Annotated in this window: 15 protein-coding genes; 14 read left to right on the forward strand and 1 reads right to left on the reverse strand. The window is 63.0% G+C overall.

Annotation, left to right across the window (positions count from 1 at the left end):
• From NKH91_RS25295 to dhaK, 14 genes are all read left to right on the forward strand, one after another.
• Entirely contained in the window at positions 1-690 is a 690-nt protein-coding gene (locus tag NKH91_RS25295) for a PIG-L deacetylase family protein (protein ID WP_352847845.1), read from the forward strand.
• A 212-nt stretch (positions 691-902) separates the two neighbouring features.
• Positions 903-2,234, forward strand: coding sequence for an ABC transporter substrate-binding protein (locus NKH91_RS25300; RefSeq protein ID WP_023717957.1), 1,332 nt, complete (start codon positions 903-905; stop codon positions 2,232-2,234).
• A gap of 122 nt (positions 2,235-2,356) precedes the next feature.
• Entirely contained in the window at positions 2,357-3,304 is a 948-nt protein-coding gene (locus tag NKH91_RS25305) for a carbohydrate ABC transporter permease (protein WP_031211681.1), read from the forward strand.
• Positions 3,301-4,251 (forward strand): carbohydrate ABC transporter permease, encoded by a 951-nt coding sequence (locus NKH91_RS25310; protein WP_023717959.1) that lies wholly within the window; start codon positions 3,301-3,303, stop codon positions 4,249-4,251. Before NKH91_RS25305 ends, NKH91_RS25310 begins: the two co-directional genes overlap by 4 nt.
• Entirely contained in the window at positions 4,248-4,448 is a 201-nt protein-coding gene (locus NKH91_RS25315) for a hypothetical protein (RefSeq protein ID WP_023717960.1), read from the forward strand. The genes NKH91_RS25310 and NKH91_RS25315 overlap by 4 nt, the downstream gene beginning before the upstream one ends.
• A gap of 3 nt (positions 4,449-4,451) precedes the next feature.
• Positions 4,452-5,564 carry an ABC transporter ATP-binding protein gene (locus NKH91_RS25320; RefSeq protein ID WP_023717961.1) on the forward strand — a complete coding sequence of 371 codons (1,113 nt, stop codon included), beginning with the start codon at positions 4,452-4,454 and terminating at the stop codon, positions 5,562-5,564.
• Positions 5,557-6,570 carry an ABC transporter ATP-binding protein gene (locus tag NKH91_RS25325; protein WP_352885275.1) on the forward strand — a complete coding sequence of 338 codons (1,014 nt, stop codon included), beginning with the start codon at positions 5,557-5,559 and terminating at the stop codon, positions 6,568-6,570. Before NKH91_RS25320 ends, NKH91_RS25325 begins: the two co-directional genes overlap by 8 nt.
• 67 nt (positions 6,571-6,637) lie before the next feature.
• Positions 6,638-8,281: a dihydroxyacetone kinase subunit DhaK gene (locus tag NKH91_RS25330; protein WP_352847842.1), complete on the forward strand. Its 1,644-nt coding sequence runs from the start codon at positions 6,638-6,640 to the stop codon at positions 8,279-8,281.
• Between the two features lie 81 nt (positions 8,282-8,362).
• On the forward strand, positions 8,363-8,965 hold the full coding sequence (dhaL, locus tag NKH91_RS25335) for a dihydroxyacetone kinase subunit DhaL (RefSeq protein WP_352847840.1): 603 nt from the start codon (positions 8,363-8,365) through the stop codon (positions 8,963-8,965).
• Entirely contained in the window at positions 8,962-9,351 is a 390-nt protein-coding gene (gene dhaM / locus NKH91_RS25340; protein WP_006325214.1) for a dihydroxyacetone kinase phosphoryl donor subunit DhaM, read from the forward strand. The genes dhaL and dhaM overlap by 4 nt, the downstream gene beginning before the upstream one ends.
• 23 nt (positions 9,352-9,374) lie before the next feature.
• Positions 9,375-9,677: an HPr family phosphocarrier protein gene (locus NKH91_RS25345; RefSeq protein ID WP_352717826.1), complete on the forward strand. Its 303-nt coding sequence runs from the start codon at positions 9,375-9,377 to the stop codon at positions 9,675-9,677.
• Entirely contained in the window at positions 9,661-11,277 is a 1,617-nt protein-coding gene (ptsP, locus tag NKH91_RS25350; protein ID WP_352847839.1) for a phosphoenolpyruvate--protein phosphotransferase, read from the forward strand. The genes NKH91_RS25345 and ptsP overlap by 17 nt, the downstream gene beginning before the upstream one ends.
• A 7-nt stretch (positions 11,278-11,284) precedes the next feature.
• Positions 11,285-11,707, forward strand: a complete 423-nt coding sequence (locus NKH91_RS25355; protein ID WP_023717968.1) for a hypothetical protein — start codon at positions 11,285-11,287, stop codon at positions 11,705-11,707.
• Positions 11,708-11,733: 26 nt separating this feature from the next.
• Positions 11,734-12,720 (forward strand): dihydroxyacetone kinase subunit DhaK, encoded by a 987-nt coding sequence (gene dhaK, locus NKH91_RS25360; RefSeq protein WP_352483976.1) that lies wholly within the window; start codon positions 11,734-11,736, stop codon positions 12,718-12,720.
• A gap of 282 nt (positions 12,721-13,002) precedes the next feature.
• Here the strand turns inward: dhaK and NKH91_RS25365 are convergent, their stop codons facing one another.
• On the reverse strand, positions 13,003-13,800 hold the full coding sequence (locus NKH91_RS25365) for a DUF2259 domain-containing protein (protein WP_023717971.1): 798 nt from the start codon (positions 13,798-13,800) through the stop codon (positions 13,003-13,005).
• Positions 13,801-13,966 lie beyond the last annotated feature (166 nt).

The following is a 13,966-nucleotide window of genomic DNA, read 5'->3' on the forward strand; positions in this document are numbered from 1 at the left end:
GTGAAGATATTGGCGCTTGGCGCGCATCCGGACGACATCGAGATCTTCATGTTCGGTACGATGGCCGCCTATGCCGCGCAAGGCGCAGAACTCTTTTTTGCCGTAGCCACGGATGGCGCCAGGGGCGGCTATGGCGATCCGGCCGCGCTTGCCCGCACGCGCCGCAAAGAGGCGACGGCGGCGGCCGGTCTGCTTGGCGTGACGCCGCGCTTCATCGATTTTCCCGATGGCGCGCTGGTGGCGGACGCCGCCCTGATCGCGGCGCTGAAAGCACTGATCGGCGAGATAAGGCCGGATCTGGCGATCACCCATGCGCCGAACGACTATCATGGCGACCACCGCGCGCTATCGGATAGCGTGCGCATCGCAGCGTCATTCTCGGTGCCGGTGCTGCATGCCGACACGCTCGGCGGCACCGGGTTTTCGCCAACGCACTACGTCGATATCTCCAGGCATTTCGATCTCAAGGCGGAGGCGATCCGGGCGCACCAGTCGCAGGATCCCGAGCGTTTCGTCGACGCGGCGCGCACGCAGAACGCCTTTCGCGCCGGCCAGTGCAACGGCCCAGCCGGATCGTTCGCCGAGGCCTTCCGCTTCGAGCCGGTCTTCCCCTTCGCCGATATCCGCGCGCTGCTGCCGCCGGCCCCAGTGATCCGTCCGGTGGCGGTCAGCAACAAGACGGTGACCTAGGCAGGTCGCCGCAACTTCTCACGTTGCTTTCCTATCCAGCATGCTGCGGTGCAGCAACGAATTCGCTTGCCTTGTTTAGTAAAAATTGCATCACTAAACAAATTACTAAACATCCGACGTGTTGCCGCGCCGTTGTGTTTAGGCCCCGGAGGAGGGGTTTAGCGGGCTCTTGAAACCGTCATCCGGACGCGTTTCGCAAATGGGAGGAAGGCATGAAATCGACCTTGAAACTGGCGTTGGGACTGGCATCGACACTCCTCGCGTCGACAGCCGTTTCGAACGTCGCGCAGGCAGAAGATCTGACGCTTTGCTGGGCAGCCTGGGACCCGGCTAACGCGCTCGTGGAATTGTCCAAGGACTTCACCAAGGAAACCGGCATCGGCATGAAATTCGAATTCGTGCCGTGGACCAACTATGCCGACCGCTTTCTCAACGAGCTGAATTCGCACGGCAAGCTGTGCGACATGATCATCGGCGACAGCCAGTGGATCGGCGGCGCCGCCGAGAACGGCCATTACGTCAAGCTGAACGACTTCTTCGACAAGGAGAAGATCAGCATGGACGATTTCGTGCCGGCGACTGTCGTCGGCTACTCGGAATGGCCGAAGAACTCGCCGAATTACTGGGCGCTGCCGGCTATGGGCGACGTCGTCGGCTGGACCTATCGCAAGGACTGGTTCTCCAAGCCGGAACTGCAGAAGGAATTCAAGGAGAAATACGGTTGGGATCTCGGCCCGCCGACAACCTTCGACCAGCTGAGGCAGATCGCCGAATTCTTCCAGAAGCGCGAGATCGACGGCAAGACCGTCTATGGCGCGTCGATCTACACCGAGCGCGGCTCGGAAGGTATCACCATGGGTGCCATGGACGTCCTCTACAGCTTCGGCTTCCAGTATGAAAATCCGAAAAAGCCCTACGAGATGGAAGGTTTCGTCAACTCCGATAAATCGGTGAAGGGCTTGGAGTTCTACAAGGCGCTCTATGATTGCTGCACCCCTCCCGGCGCCTCGAACAGCTACATGGGCGAAGGCGTCGACGCCTTCAAATCCGGCCAGGTGGCGATGCACATGAACTTCGCCTTCACCTGGCCAGGCCTGCAGAAGGACGAAAATGTCGGCGGCGACAAGATCGGCTATTTCGTCAATCCCAAGGGTCCCGACGGCGACCAGTTCGCCCAGCTCGGCGGCCAGGGCATCTCGGTGGTCTCCTATTCCGACAAGCAGGAAGCCGCGCTCAAATACATCAAATGGTTCGCCAACAAGGACGTGCAGTCCAAATGGTGGTCGCTCGGCGGCTATTCCTGCCTCAACGCGGTCGTCAAGGACCCGGGCTTCCCGGCCAGCCAGCCTTATGCGCAGACCTTCCTCGACTCTATGGCCATCGTGAAGGATTTCTGGGCCGAGCCGAGCTACGCACCGCTGCTGCAGGCATCGCAGAAGCGCTTCCACGACTATGTCGTTGCCGGGCAAGGCTCGGCCAAGGACGCGCTCGACGGCCTCGTCAAGGACTGGACCGAGGTCTTCCAGGACGATGGCAAGATGTAATCGGATGTAACCGGCTCCTCCCGAGCCCATGACCGAACCGTCCCGTGCCGCCCTTGGCACGGGACACAGTTCAGATAAATTCCATTGTCGAGACGATCCAAGTGACCGAAGCAGGACTGACCATGCTCAATCGGACGGCGGACAGCGTTGCCCGGGCTACGCCTGAGCCGTTGGCCCGCAAGGTCCGGGGCATCAGCGACAAGGGCCTCGCCTGGCTGTTCATCTCGCCGACGATCCTGTTGCTTCTCGCCATCAATATCTTCCCGCTGTTCTGGGCGATCTACCTGTCCTTCACCAACTTTCGCGCCAATCGCCCCAACGAGGTGGTGAAGAACCTTGGGCTGGCCAACTACAAGCGCATCCTCGCTGACCAGGACATCTGGATCGCCATGCAGACGACGGCGCATTTCGTGTTCTGGACCATCCTGCTGCAGACGCTGATCGGCTTTACGCTGGCTTGGCTGATCGACCGCAAGTTTCGTGGCCACGCCTTCTGGACGACCATCATCCTGGTGCCGATGATGCTGTCGCCGGCGGTGGTCGGTAATTTCTGGCGCTTCCTCTACGAGCCGCAGATCGGGCTGTTCGCCTACGCCGTTTCGTTCGTCACCGGCATTCCGGCAACCGAGATCAGCATGCTGTCCAACGTGTCGCTGGCGCCATGGTCGATCATCATCGTCGATACCTGGATGTGGACTCCCTACGTGATGCTGATCTGCCTCGCCGGCCTGCGCTCGATCCCCGAATACATCTACGAAGCGGCCGAGGTCGACCGCGCCTCCAACTGGCGGCAGTTCTGGTCGATCACGCTGCCGATGGCGCTGCCCTTCATCATGCTGGCGGTGCTGTTTCGCGGAATCGAGAACTTCAAGATGTTCGACATGGTCAATTTGCTGACCGGTGGCGGGCCGGGATCGACCACCGAAGTGGCCTCGATCACGCTGAAGCGGCAGGCCTTCGAAAGCTGGCGGACGGGCTATTCCTCGGCCTTCGCCATCATCCTGTTCGTCGCGGTGTTCGGCCTGGCGAACATCTACGTCAAGGCGCTCAACAAGGTGAAGCAGAGATGAGCCTGACGTCAGCCCATTCGGTCGTCGCACCCTCGGCCACGTCAAAGCGCGTCGCCGGCACGATCATCGTCGCCTACGCGTTGATCTCGATCGTGCCGCTGCTGTGGATCTTCGCCACCAGCTTCAAGACGCCGCCGGATTCGATCGCCTATCCGCCGAAGATCCTGTTCCAGCCCAGCGTTGAGGGCTACTGCAACCTGTTCACGACGCGGACAAGGCAGACGCCGGAATACATCAACTCGCTGGGGCCGGCGACGGGCCTTTGCGACGAGACGGTGCGCAAGCGCAACATGGTGATCGCCGGCCCCTCGAACTTCATGCCGCGCTTCGTCAATTCGCTGATCATCGCCTTCGGCTCAACCTTTTGCGCAGTGTTCCTCGGCACGCTGTCGGCCTACGGTTTTTCGCGCTTCAAGGTGCCGCTCGCCGACGACCTTTTGTTCTTCATCCTGTCGACGCGGATGATGCCGCCGATCGCTGTCGCCATCCCAATCTACCTGATGTATCGCGAGCTTGGCCTGTCGGACACGGCTCTCGGCATGATCCTGCTCTATACGGCGGTTAACGTGTCGTTGGCAGTGTGGCTGCTGAAAGGCTTCATCGACGAGATCCCGCGCGAATATGAAGAAGCGGCGATGATCGACGGCTACACCAGGCTGCAGGCGTTCTGGCGCACGGTACTGCCGCAGGCGACCACCGGTATTGCCGCAACCGCCATTTTCTGTCTGATCTTTGCCTGGAACGAATATGCCTTCGCTGCGCTACTGACCTCGGGCACGGCGCAGACCGCGCCGCCCTTCATCCCGACCATCATCGGCGAAGGCGGCCAGGACTGGCCGGCGGTCGCGGCCGGCACAACGATCTTCCTGGTGCCGATCCTGGTCTTCACTATCCTGCTTCGCAAGCAATTGCTGCGCGGCATCACCTTTGGCGCGGTGCGCAAATGAACCTGACCGCAAAACGCAAATCGCGCTGGCCCGTTTGGGCCAGGCGCGGGCTGATGGAAAACGTCGCCACCGCGATCATCGCCATCGGCTTCCTGATGCTGTTCCAGCCCTTCGCACTGGCGCTCTACACCTATTCCTTCATCACCATGCTTGCCGGCACGGCGATGTTCATCATCGTCTCGAAATTTCCGGAGTAGACGATGGCCGAGATCAGGATCGAACATCTGAGGAAGGCTTTCGGCGATTTCGTCGCCGTGCAGGATTCCAACTTCGTCGTCGAGGACGGCGAGTTCTTCGTCATGCTGGGGCCGTCGGGCTGCGGCAAGACGACGACGCTTCGCATGATCGCCGGGCTCGAACTGCCGACCGGCGGCAAGATCCTGCTTGGCGGCGAGGACGTCACCATGCGGCGTGCCCGCGAGCGCGACATCGCCTTCGTCTTCCAGCTGTTCGCGCTCTATCCGCACATGAATGTGAGAAAGAACATCGGCTTTCCACTTCTGGCGCAAGGCATGCCAGGCGCTGAAATCCGGAGCCGAGTGGAAGAGACGGCGAAGCTCTTGCGGATCGACCATCTGCTCAACAAATCCGTCTCCGGGCTTGCCGGCGGCGACCGCCAGCGCGTGGCGCTCGGCCGCGCCATCGTGCGGCGGCCAAAGTGTTTCCTGATGGACGAGCCGCTCGGCACGCTCGACACCGAATTCCGCGACCTGATGGTCCATGAGCTGCGCGAATTGCACAACCGCATCCACGCCACCACCGTCTATGTCACGCACGACCAGATGGAAGCGATGTCGATGGCCGACAAGATCGCGGTGATGAACCATGGCGTCATCGAGCAGTTCGGCACGCCGCGTGAGATCTACGACCGGCCGGCGACGATGTTTGTCGCCGACTTCATCGGCTCGCCGCCGATGAATTTCCTCGGCTTCGGCGGCGGCCTTTCAAAGGGCGCCAGGGAAATTGTTGTGCAAGGCGCGAAGGTGGCCGTGCCGGAAGTGCGCGAGGATGTTGCACCGGCCGAGATGGCGCTTGGCATCCGACCGGAGCACATCCGCTTCGACGACGCCTCGAAGCTGCGCGGCGCCATTTACGGCACCGAGTATCTCGGTACCACGCAAATCGTGGCGGTGGAGACGGCAGACGGCATCATCAAGGCCAGGGTGCCGGCCGAAATCCGGCTCAATCCGGGCGATCATGTCGGCCTGGCGCTGAGCAGCGCGCGGCTGTCGCTGTTCGCAAAAGGATCCGGCCGTGCGGTGCGCACCGAAATCCATGAGTCGGCCTCCCAGGGGAGAGCGCATCATGGCTGACGTTCACATCAAAGGCGTGACCAAGGTTTTTGGCGAGCATGTCGCCGTCAACAATCTCGACCTGCATATCGCCGACGGGGAATTCGTCGTGCTGCTCGGGCCGACCGGCGCCGGCAAGACGACGACGCTCAGGCTGATCGCTGGGCTGGAGCGGCCCGAAGCGGGCTCGATCCATATTGCCGGCCACGACACGACGACGCTGTCGCCGGCCGAGCGCGACACCGCTTTCGTGTTCCAGCAATATTCGCTCTATCCGCATCTGTCGGTCTACGACAACCTCGCCTTTCCGCTACGCTCGCCGGCGCGCAAAATGCCGGAGGATCAGATCCGCCGCCGCGTCGAGGACGTGGCCAAGATGGTGCGCATCCACCACAAGCTGAATAATCGCTCGACCAAACTGTCGGGCGGCGAGATGCAGCGCGTCGCCATCGGCCGCGCTCTGGTGCGCAAGCCGTCGATCTACCTGATGGACGAGCCGCTGTCGTCGCTCGACGCCAAGCTGCGCGCCGATCTCAGGCTCGAGCTGAAGCGCATCCAGGCCGAACTCGGCGCCACCATGCTCTACGTCACCCACGACCAGATCGAAGCGATGACCATGGCCGACCGCATCGGCATCCTCGCCGACGGCGTACTGGTGCAGATCGGTTCGCCGCGCGCGATCTATTCTGAGCCGGCAAACCTTCACGTCGCCGCAAGGCTCGGCCAACCGGCAATCAATTTGTTGCCGGTCGGACTGCTGCCGGATGGCGGCGCGCCGGCGGGAACGAAGACGGTCGGAGCGCGCACCGAACATCTTTCGATCGAGAAGGCCGCGAACGGCCATGCCGACGGCGTCGTCGATTGGGTCGAGCATCTCGGCGACCAGAACCATCTGCACGTGACGGTGGGGACCAAGAAGCTGGTGACGCTGACCGACCCCGACACCCACCTGGCGCAAGGCGACAAGATCATGATCCGTTACCGCTCGCCACTGTATTTCGGCGCCGATGGGCGACGGCTGATGTGAGCGCTGCGCGAGTGTTTTCCTGGCACCTTTCAACCGGCAATTTCGGGCATCGGACTGGACCAATTCGATGAAGCATTTTTTCAATCGCAGGGATACGACCGTAACTGAGGCACTGGACGGCTTTCTCGGCACGACCGGCGCCGGCGATCTCGCTCGCCTCGACGGCTATCCCGAAATCAAGGTCGTCCTCCGTGCGGACTGGGATAAGAGCAAGGTCAGCATCATCTCCGGCGGCGGGGCCGGGCACGAACCCGCGCATGCCGGCTTCGTCGGCGTGGGCATGCTGACGGCGGCAGTATCAGGCGAGATCTTTGCTTCGCCGAGCGTGGAAGCAGTATTGGCCGCCATCCGCGCGGTAACCGGTCCCGCCGGGTGCCTGCTGATCGTCAAGAACTACACCGGTGATCGCCTCAACTTCGGCTTGGCAGCCGAGAAGGCGCGCGCCGAAGGCTTCCGCGTCGAGATGGTGATCGTCGCCGACGACATTGCCCTGCCGGATATTGCCCAGCCGCGTGGCGTTGCCGGCACCTTGTTCGTGCACAAGATCGCCGGCCACCTGTCGGAAGCCGGCAACGATCTGGCGACGGTTGCCGCTACGACGCGGACCGCGGCGGTGGACATCGTTTCACTCGGCATATCGCTGTCGTCCTGCTCGATCCCCGGCCAGAGCCATGACGAAAGATTTGGCGCCGACGACGCCGAACTCGGCCTCGGCATCCATGGCGAACCGGGCGTTGAGCGGATTGCGGTGCAAAGTGCCGAAAGGCTGGTTGCGATCATGTCGGAGCGCCTTGCCGCGCGGCTCGATCCCGCCAGTGACTACGCCTTGCTGATCAACAATCTCGGTTCGGTGCCGCCGCTGGAAATGTTGCTTGTCACCAATGCGGTGTTGGCTTCACCGCTGGCACGAAAGGTGACGCTGACGATCGGGCCCGGGCAGCTTATGACGGCGCTCAACATGAACGGCTTTTCCCTGTCGCTGATCCGGCTCGATGCGCCTCGCGAAGTAGCCTTGCGGGCGCCGGTCGGCCCTCACGCCTGGCTGCCGGCAAGAGCCGTTCGCCCAGTGAGCGTCGTGCCGGTGGCCAAAGCCACCGGCCCGAACAACGCGTCAAAAGCCAGCCAGGATGCACGCACCGAGCAGTTGGTTGTCGCGGTCTGCGAACGGCTGATCTCGCTTGAAGGCGCGTTGAACGGACTGGATGCCAAGGCGGGAGACGGCGACACCGGATCAACTGTGGCGGCCGGCGCGCGGAGCGTGCTTAGCCGCCTTGAGACACTGCCGCTCGCCGACCCTGCCGCAACGCTCGCCACCGTGGGCGACATCCTGAGCGCCAGCATGGGCGGCTCCAGTGGCGTACTGCTGTCGATCTTCTTTACAGCCGCCGCGCAGGCGTTGGCGTCTGGCGCAACTTTTCCCAAGGCACTTCTCGCCGGCCTCGATCGGATGTCCTTCTATGGTGGAGCGAGGATCGGCGATCGCACGATGATCGATGCCCTGGAACCCGCCTTAAGGGCGCTGGATAGCGGCAGTCTGGAAGATGCGGCGGTCGCGGCGCAGCGCGGCGCCGAGGCCACCGCTGCCATGCGCAGGGCCAAGGCTGGCCGGTCCGCCTATATTGGCAGCCAGCTCGACGGCGTGGTCGACCCCGGCGCCTTTGCCGTCGCCGAGGTCTTCACTGCCCTCGCTGCGTTGCTCGAACCCGCTTGACTGGGGAAAAGAATGCTTCAATTGCCGGATATGCAATTTTCTCGTACTGCCGGCAGCGCGGAGGCCAGGAGCATGGGTGATATGGCGGTAGCGGATCTTTCCAGGCTAATCGAGGCGGCGGCAAACACCATCGCCGCCCATGCCGAAGAGCTGACCGGGCTCGACCAGGCGATCGGCGACGGCGACCATGGGCTCAACATGAAACGCGGCTTCGAGGCCGTGCGGGCCGAGGCCGGCGCGTTCGCGGCAAAGCCGTTGCCCGAGGCGCTGAAGGCGGTCGGCACCAAGCTGGTGATGACCGTCGGCGGAGCCTCCGGACCCCTGTTCGGCACGCTGTTCATGGCGCTCGGCAAGGAGATTTCCGCCGCGCCGGATCGCGCCAATCTGGCTGCGGCCTTCGGCAAGGCGATTGAAGCGGTGGCCGCCAGAGGCAAGTCGCAGGCCGGGCAAAAGACCATGCTCGACGTACTGCAGCCGGTGCATGAAGCGCTGGTGCAGGGAAAGACGGCAGCGGACATAGTCGATATTGCCGACAATGCAGCCGACGCAACGGTGCCGATGAAGGCCTTGCGCGGGCGCGCCTCCTTCCTTGGCGACCGTTCGATCGGTCATATGGATGCCGGCGCACGCTCGACCGCGCTTCTGGTGCGGGCCGTCGCCGAAGCAATCGAGGCGCGCGCATGAGCAATGTCGGCATCGTCATCGTATCGCATTCGCCGCTGGTCGCCGAAGGCACCGCAGACATGGTGCGGCAGATGGTCGGCGACGAAGTGCCGCTTGCATGGTGCGGCGGAAACGGCCATGGCGGGCTGGGAACCAATGTCGAGGCGATCATGGGCGCCATCGACAAGGCCTGGTCGGAGGCGGGTGTCGCCATCCTCGTCGATCTCGGCGGCGCCGAGACCAATAGCGAGATGGCGGTCGAGATGATCGGCGAACCACGCGCCCAGAAGATCATCGTCTGCAATGCGCCGATCGTCGAAGGCGCGGTGATGGCGGCGACCGAGGCTTCCGGCGGCGCCTCGCTCAGGGAAGTGGTAGCGACGGCGCACGAATTGTCGCCCTCGTGAAACGAACGGGAATTTTGACAAGCATGTCCGCAGCAGCCGAAGCCAGCGTCCTGATCACCCATGAGGTAGGCCTGCATGCGCGTCCTTCGGTGAAGTTCACCAAGCTTGCCAAGACGTTTTCGGCCGAGGTCGAAGTGGCGGTCGCCGCCAACGGGCCGTGGTACGACGCCAAGAGCATCGTCAAGGTGATGGCGGCCAAGGCGCCGAAAGGCACTGTGCTGCATATCCGAGCCAGAGGCGACGGCGCCGGCGAGGCGGTCGACGCGCTGGTCGAGCTGGTGCGGCGCGATTTCGACGAGGGCAAGGACCATGCCCGAACCGCTTAGGCTGCAGGGCATTTCGGCATCGGCCGGCTATGCCGAGGGGCCGCTGTTCGATCTGGACCAGGCCGCTGTACGTTATGTTCGCAAGGCGAGTGCCGCGGACGAGAAGGCGGCGCTTGAGGTCGCCATCGGCATTGCCGCGGGCCGGCTCGCGACATTGATCGAAACCAGCGACAGCGAGGCGTCCGATATCCTCGAATTCCAGCTCGCCATGCTGGAGGACGATGCGCTGACCGCCCCGGCCTTTTCGCACATTGCCGAGGGCATGGCCGCTGATGTGGCTTGGCGGCGGGCACTCGACGCCGAGATAGCCGGCTATGAGACATCCGAGCAGGACTATTTCCGGGCCCGCGCCGCCGACATGCGCGATATACGCGACCAGGTGCTACGCGCGCTGACCGGAAGCGGCGACATTGCCGCGCCGGCGGGTGCGATCTTCTACGGCGAGGATATCGCACCGACGCGCTTCCTCGAAACCGACTGGAGTGCCGGCGGCGGCATAGCGCTTAAGGCCGGAAGTGCCGCAAGTCATGTCGCAATGCTGGCGCGCTCGCGCGGCGTGCCTATGGTGGTGGGGCTTGGGCTCGTGGCGCGTGGGGTAGCCGGGCTCGGTGCTTCGCCGGCCCACCTTGCCGGAATCGCACTGCTCGATGCCGAACATGGCGCCATCATGTTGGCGCCTTCGAAAGCGGAGATCGCCATATTCCGGCGATCGTCGTCCTCTTTCGCAGCGCATCGCGGCGAAGCGGCAGCCTATCTGATAAGGCCTGCGGCAACGAAGACCGGCATAGCGGTCCGGGTGCAGGTGAATATCGCCGATCCGTCCGATGTCGACAGCATCGATGCTGCGACGTGCGACGGCGTCGGGCTGATGCGGACCGAATTCCTGTTCGGCAAGACGCTGCCGGACGAGGAGACGCAATATCGCGCCTACCGCAAAGTGCTGGAATGGGCAGGCGACAGGCCGGTGACGATCCGAACCGTCGATGCTGGCGGCGATAAGCCTGTGCCGGGCCTGACCGTCGAGGAATGTAATCCATTCCTTGGGCTGCGCGGGATCAGGCTGTCGCTGGCGCGTCCGGAGGTCTTTCGTGTGCAGATCCGCGCCTTGCTCCGCGCCGCCATGCACGGCAATCTGAAGGTGATGTTCCCGATGATCGCCGTTCCGGAAGAGTATGAACGCGCCACCGCGCTGTTCGCTGAGGAGCAGGCTGACCTTTTGGCGCGCGGCATCGCGCAAAAAATGCCGCCACTTGGCATCATGGTCGAGGTGCCTTCGGTGGCGATTGCGCCGGAGGCATTCGCCAGGGCCGCCTTCTTCTCGATCGGTTCGAACGATTTGACCCAATATGTGATGGCCGCCGCTCGCGATAACATTTCGGTCGCACATCTGAATTCCGTCAGGCACCCGGCCGTACTCCGGCTGATCGCGTCGGTTGCCGCCTTCGGGCGCGAGCATAATATCCCGGTCAGCCTGTGTGGCGATGCCGGCGGCGACCCCGCCTCGATCCCGGCGCTGCTCGAAGCCGGCCTGCGTGACCTCTCCGTCGCTCCCGCCCAACTCGCGATGGCCAAGGCGGCCATCGCGGACGTTTGGATCTAGGCCCGGCATGTCAGACAAGGCGTCGCAATCCGGCCCCGAAGAGGCGATCCGCGCCTACAAGACGATCCTGTCGCAGGTGATCGATCAGCGCCCGTCCGGCATGCGCCAGCGCCTCGCCGACGCGCTGGGCAAGCATCGCAGCTTCGTCACGCAGATTTCCAGCCCGGCCTATTCGACGCCGATCCCGTCGAAGCATTTGCCGGCTATCTTCTCCGTCTGCCATTTCAGCCCGGCCGAACGCGATCATTTCCTCGAAGCCTACCATCGGGCGCATCCGGGAAAGATGTCGCTGGCTGCAGGCATGCGCAAGACACGCCATGTCTCGCTGATCGTTCCCGATTTCGGCGACGACAAGCAGAACGCGGCGCTCGACCGGGCGGTCAATGATTTCATCCAGAAGATCACCAGCATCGCCGGCAAGGGCAGCTGACGCTGGGCTATTTCGGGAGGACAGCCATGAAGAAATTTCTGAATTCCGTCGACACGGTGCTGACCGAGAGCCTCGACGGCTTCGTTGCCGCGCATGCCGATATCCTGGCGCTTGGCGAGGAGCACAAATTTGTCCGCCGCAAGGTGCTCAAGCCGGGCAAGGTGGCGTTGATCTCCGGCGGCGGCTCGGGTCACGAACCGCTGCATGGCGGGTTCGTCGGGCACGGCATGCTGGATGCCGCCTGCCCCGGCCAGGTGTTCACCTCGCCGACGCCGGACCAGATGATGGCGGCGGCTGAAGCCGTCAATACGGGCGCCGGCTGCCTGTTCATCGTCAAGAACTACGAGGGCGACGTAATGAATTTCGACATGGCCGCTGAAATGTCGGAAGGCGTGATGCAAATCGTGACCAATGACGACGTCGCGGTCGAAAACTCGTCCTACACCACCGGCCGGCGCGGCGTCGCCGGTACGCTGGTGGTCGAGAAAATCGTCGGCGCGGCGGCCGAACAAGGCATGCCACTGGAGTCTTTGAAGGCGCTGGGCGAGCGCGTCAACGGCGCAACGCGCTCGATGGGCGTGGCGCTGACCAGTTGCACCGTGCCGGCGGCGGGCAAGCCGACCTTCGACATCGGCGACGGCGAGATGGAGTTCGGGGTCGGCATCCATGGCGAGCCCGGAAGGCGGCGCGACACGTTGAAGAGCGCCGACGCTATCGTCGAGGAGATCTGTACCGCGATCCTCGGCGATCTGGGCGACGGCGCCAAAGGCCGGGCGCTGCTCTTCGTCAACGGCTTTGGCGGCACGCCGCTGATGGAGCTTTATCTGATGTACAACAGCGCCCGCAAAACCTTCGAGAAGCACGGCGTGACGGTGACCCGGTCGCTGGTTGGGTCCTATGTGACTTCGCTCGACATGGCCGGCTGCTCGATCACGCTGAGCATGTTCGACGCCGAGACGGCAGTGTTTTGGGATGCGCCTGTGCACACCGCCGCGCTGCGCTGGGGCATGTAGCGGCGGAGAATGCCCCAGAAATAGTCGGTGATAAGACCGACAGCAGCAGCGTGGTGCATCGCCAGACTGTTGTCCTCCTCACCCTAGGTAAGATAAGGGACTCAGCGGGCTTGCGGAGTTGGGGCATGCGTTACAATTGGGATCGGGCGCCGACAGGTTTCGAGCGTCATGGGAAAATGCTGGCAGCCGCCTTGCTGATCGCCGGCGGGGTTGGCCTCATGCTCGCTGCGCTGCCGCTTTAGGAATCAACTCGAGTAGCAGATTATTTCTCAGCGGGTTGTCTCAACGCGCCTGCCCTGTCACGGCTATGAAACGGCGGTCACGCCCTTCAAATCCCTGGCTGAAACGCTGCACGAGTACGACAAGCACGCCTGCTTTGCGGTCGGGGGTGAATGCGTAAGATTCCGACAGGCTGTAAGAAGTCGGGCAATTCCTCGAACCCGGCACCGCCCTGTCCTCATGCAGCAGCTTGATCGGCTTGCCGTCCTGACCCTGCAGCGTCAGGCGAAAGCCGAGCGCCTTGCCGGTCGTTTCGCCTTGCTGCGTCCTGTCGAAACTCGATGAACAATCCGCCGTGCTGTCGGCAAGGATCTGGTCGAGCTGAATGGTCGAGATGCCAAGCTCGTCATAAGTCGGCCAAAGCCATTTCTGCGAAACCTGCTCGAGGCGCGCAATGTCGTTGTAGGCGACCATGTCGTCGGGAAAAGTGAATTTGTCGAAGCCCGTCCGCTCGCCGCGCAGTGCGATGGCATATTTGGCCAGCAAGGGCGCTGCCAGCTCGGCGGCCTGTGCCCTTGCCTGCGCAAGTGTCAACGTAGAATCCTCCGTCTCGTCGACGATGAGGATCGGCTTGCCGCCGACGAATTGATCGGTGCGGGTGTCGATGATTTCGATCTCCGACCAGCCCGAATCCGAAGCACCGGCATCGAGCGTGCCGTACTGCTCGAAGGCGAAATAGTTGCCGTCGGGCGAAAAGCCGATGATGCGCCGTGCCGCCGCATCGCCGGCCTGAGCAGCTGAAGCGAGTGCGAACGCCAGCGTCGCAACGACGGCAAATCCAAGCTCGTATCGCAGTTTCATCGCGCCCTGCCCCCAATGTCGAAAATTCGGCCGTATCAGCCCCGCAGGCCACGACGACCCTGCATTTGCGGCCGAATTAGACCGACGGCAAACGAAAAGCACAAATACATGGTTACAGAAAGCAGCATACGCTATTTCAAGAACAGCAAACATTCCTGGGGAGGAA

Source organism: Mesorhizobium sp. M0894 (genome assembly GCF_040319725.1).
Taxonomy (GTDB): domain Bacteria; phylum Pseudomonadota; class Alphaproteobacteria; order Rhizobiales; family Rhizobiaceae; genus Mesorhizobium.

What these genes read in the sequence shown, in the direction of transcription:
- NKH91_RS25300 (WP_023717957.1), top strand. Translation starts at nt 903, where the DNA reads ATGAAATCGACCTTGAAACTGGCGTTGGGACTGGCATCGACACTCCTC.
- NKH91_RS25305 (WP_031211681.1), top strand. Translation starts at nt 2,357, where the DNA reads ATGCTCAATCGGACGGCGGACAGCGTTGCCCGGGCTACGCCTGAGCCG.
- NKH91_RS25310 (WP_023717959.1), top strand. Translation starts at nt 3,301, where the DNA reads ATGAGCCTGACGTCAGCCCATTCGGTCGTCGCACCCTCGGCCACGTCA.
- NKH91_RS25315 (WP_023717960.1), top strand. Translation starts at nt 4,248, where the DNA reads ATGAACCTGACCGCAAAACGCAAATCGCGCTGGCCCGTTTGGGCCAGG.
- NKH91_RS25320 (WP_023717961.1), top strand. Translation starts at nt 4,452, where the DNA reads ATGGCCGAGATCAGGATCGAACATCTGAGGAAGGCTTTCGGCGATTTC.
- NKH91_RS25325 (WP_352885275.1), top strand. Translation starts at nt 5,557, where the DNA reads ATGGCTGACGTTCACATCAAAGGCGTGACCAAGGTTTTTGGCGAGCAT.
- NKH91_RS25330 (WP_352847842.1), top strand. Translation starts at nt 6,638, where the DNA reads ATGAAGCATTTTTTCAATCGCAGGGATACGACCGTAACTGAGGCACTG.
- dhaL (WP_352847840.1), top strand. Translation starts at nt 8,363, where the DNA reads ATGGCGGTAGCGGATCTTTCCAGGCTAATCGAGGCGGCGGCAAACACC.
- dhaM (WP_006325214.1), top strand. Translation starts at nt 8,962, where the DNA reads ATGAGCAATGTCGGCATCGTCATCGTATCGCATTCGCCGCTGGTCGCC.
- NKH91_RS25345 (WP_352717826.1), top strand. Translation starts at nt 9,375, where the DNA reads ATGTCCGCAGCAGCCGAAGCCAGCGTCCTGATCACCCATGAGGTAGGC.
- ptsP (WP_352847839.1), top strand. Translation starts at nt 9,661, where the DNA reads ATGCCCGAACCGCTTAGGCTGCAGGGCATTTCGGCATCGGCCGGCTAT.
- NKH91_RS25355 (WP_023717968.1), top strand. Translation starts at nt 11,285, where the DNA reads ATGTCAGACAAGGCGTCGCAATCCGGCCCCGAAGAGGCGATCCGCGCC.
- dhaK (WP_352483976.1), top strand. Translation starts at nt 11,734, where the DNA reads ATGAAGAAATTTCTGAATTCCGTCGACACGGTGCTGACCGAGAGCCTC.
- NKH91_RS25365 (WP_023717971.1), bottom strand. Translation starts at nt 13,800, where the DNA reads ATGAAACTGCGATACGAGCTTGGATTTGCCGTCGTTGCGACGCTGGCG.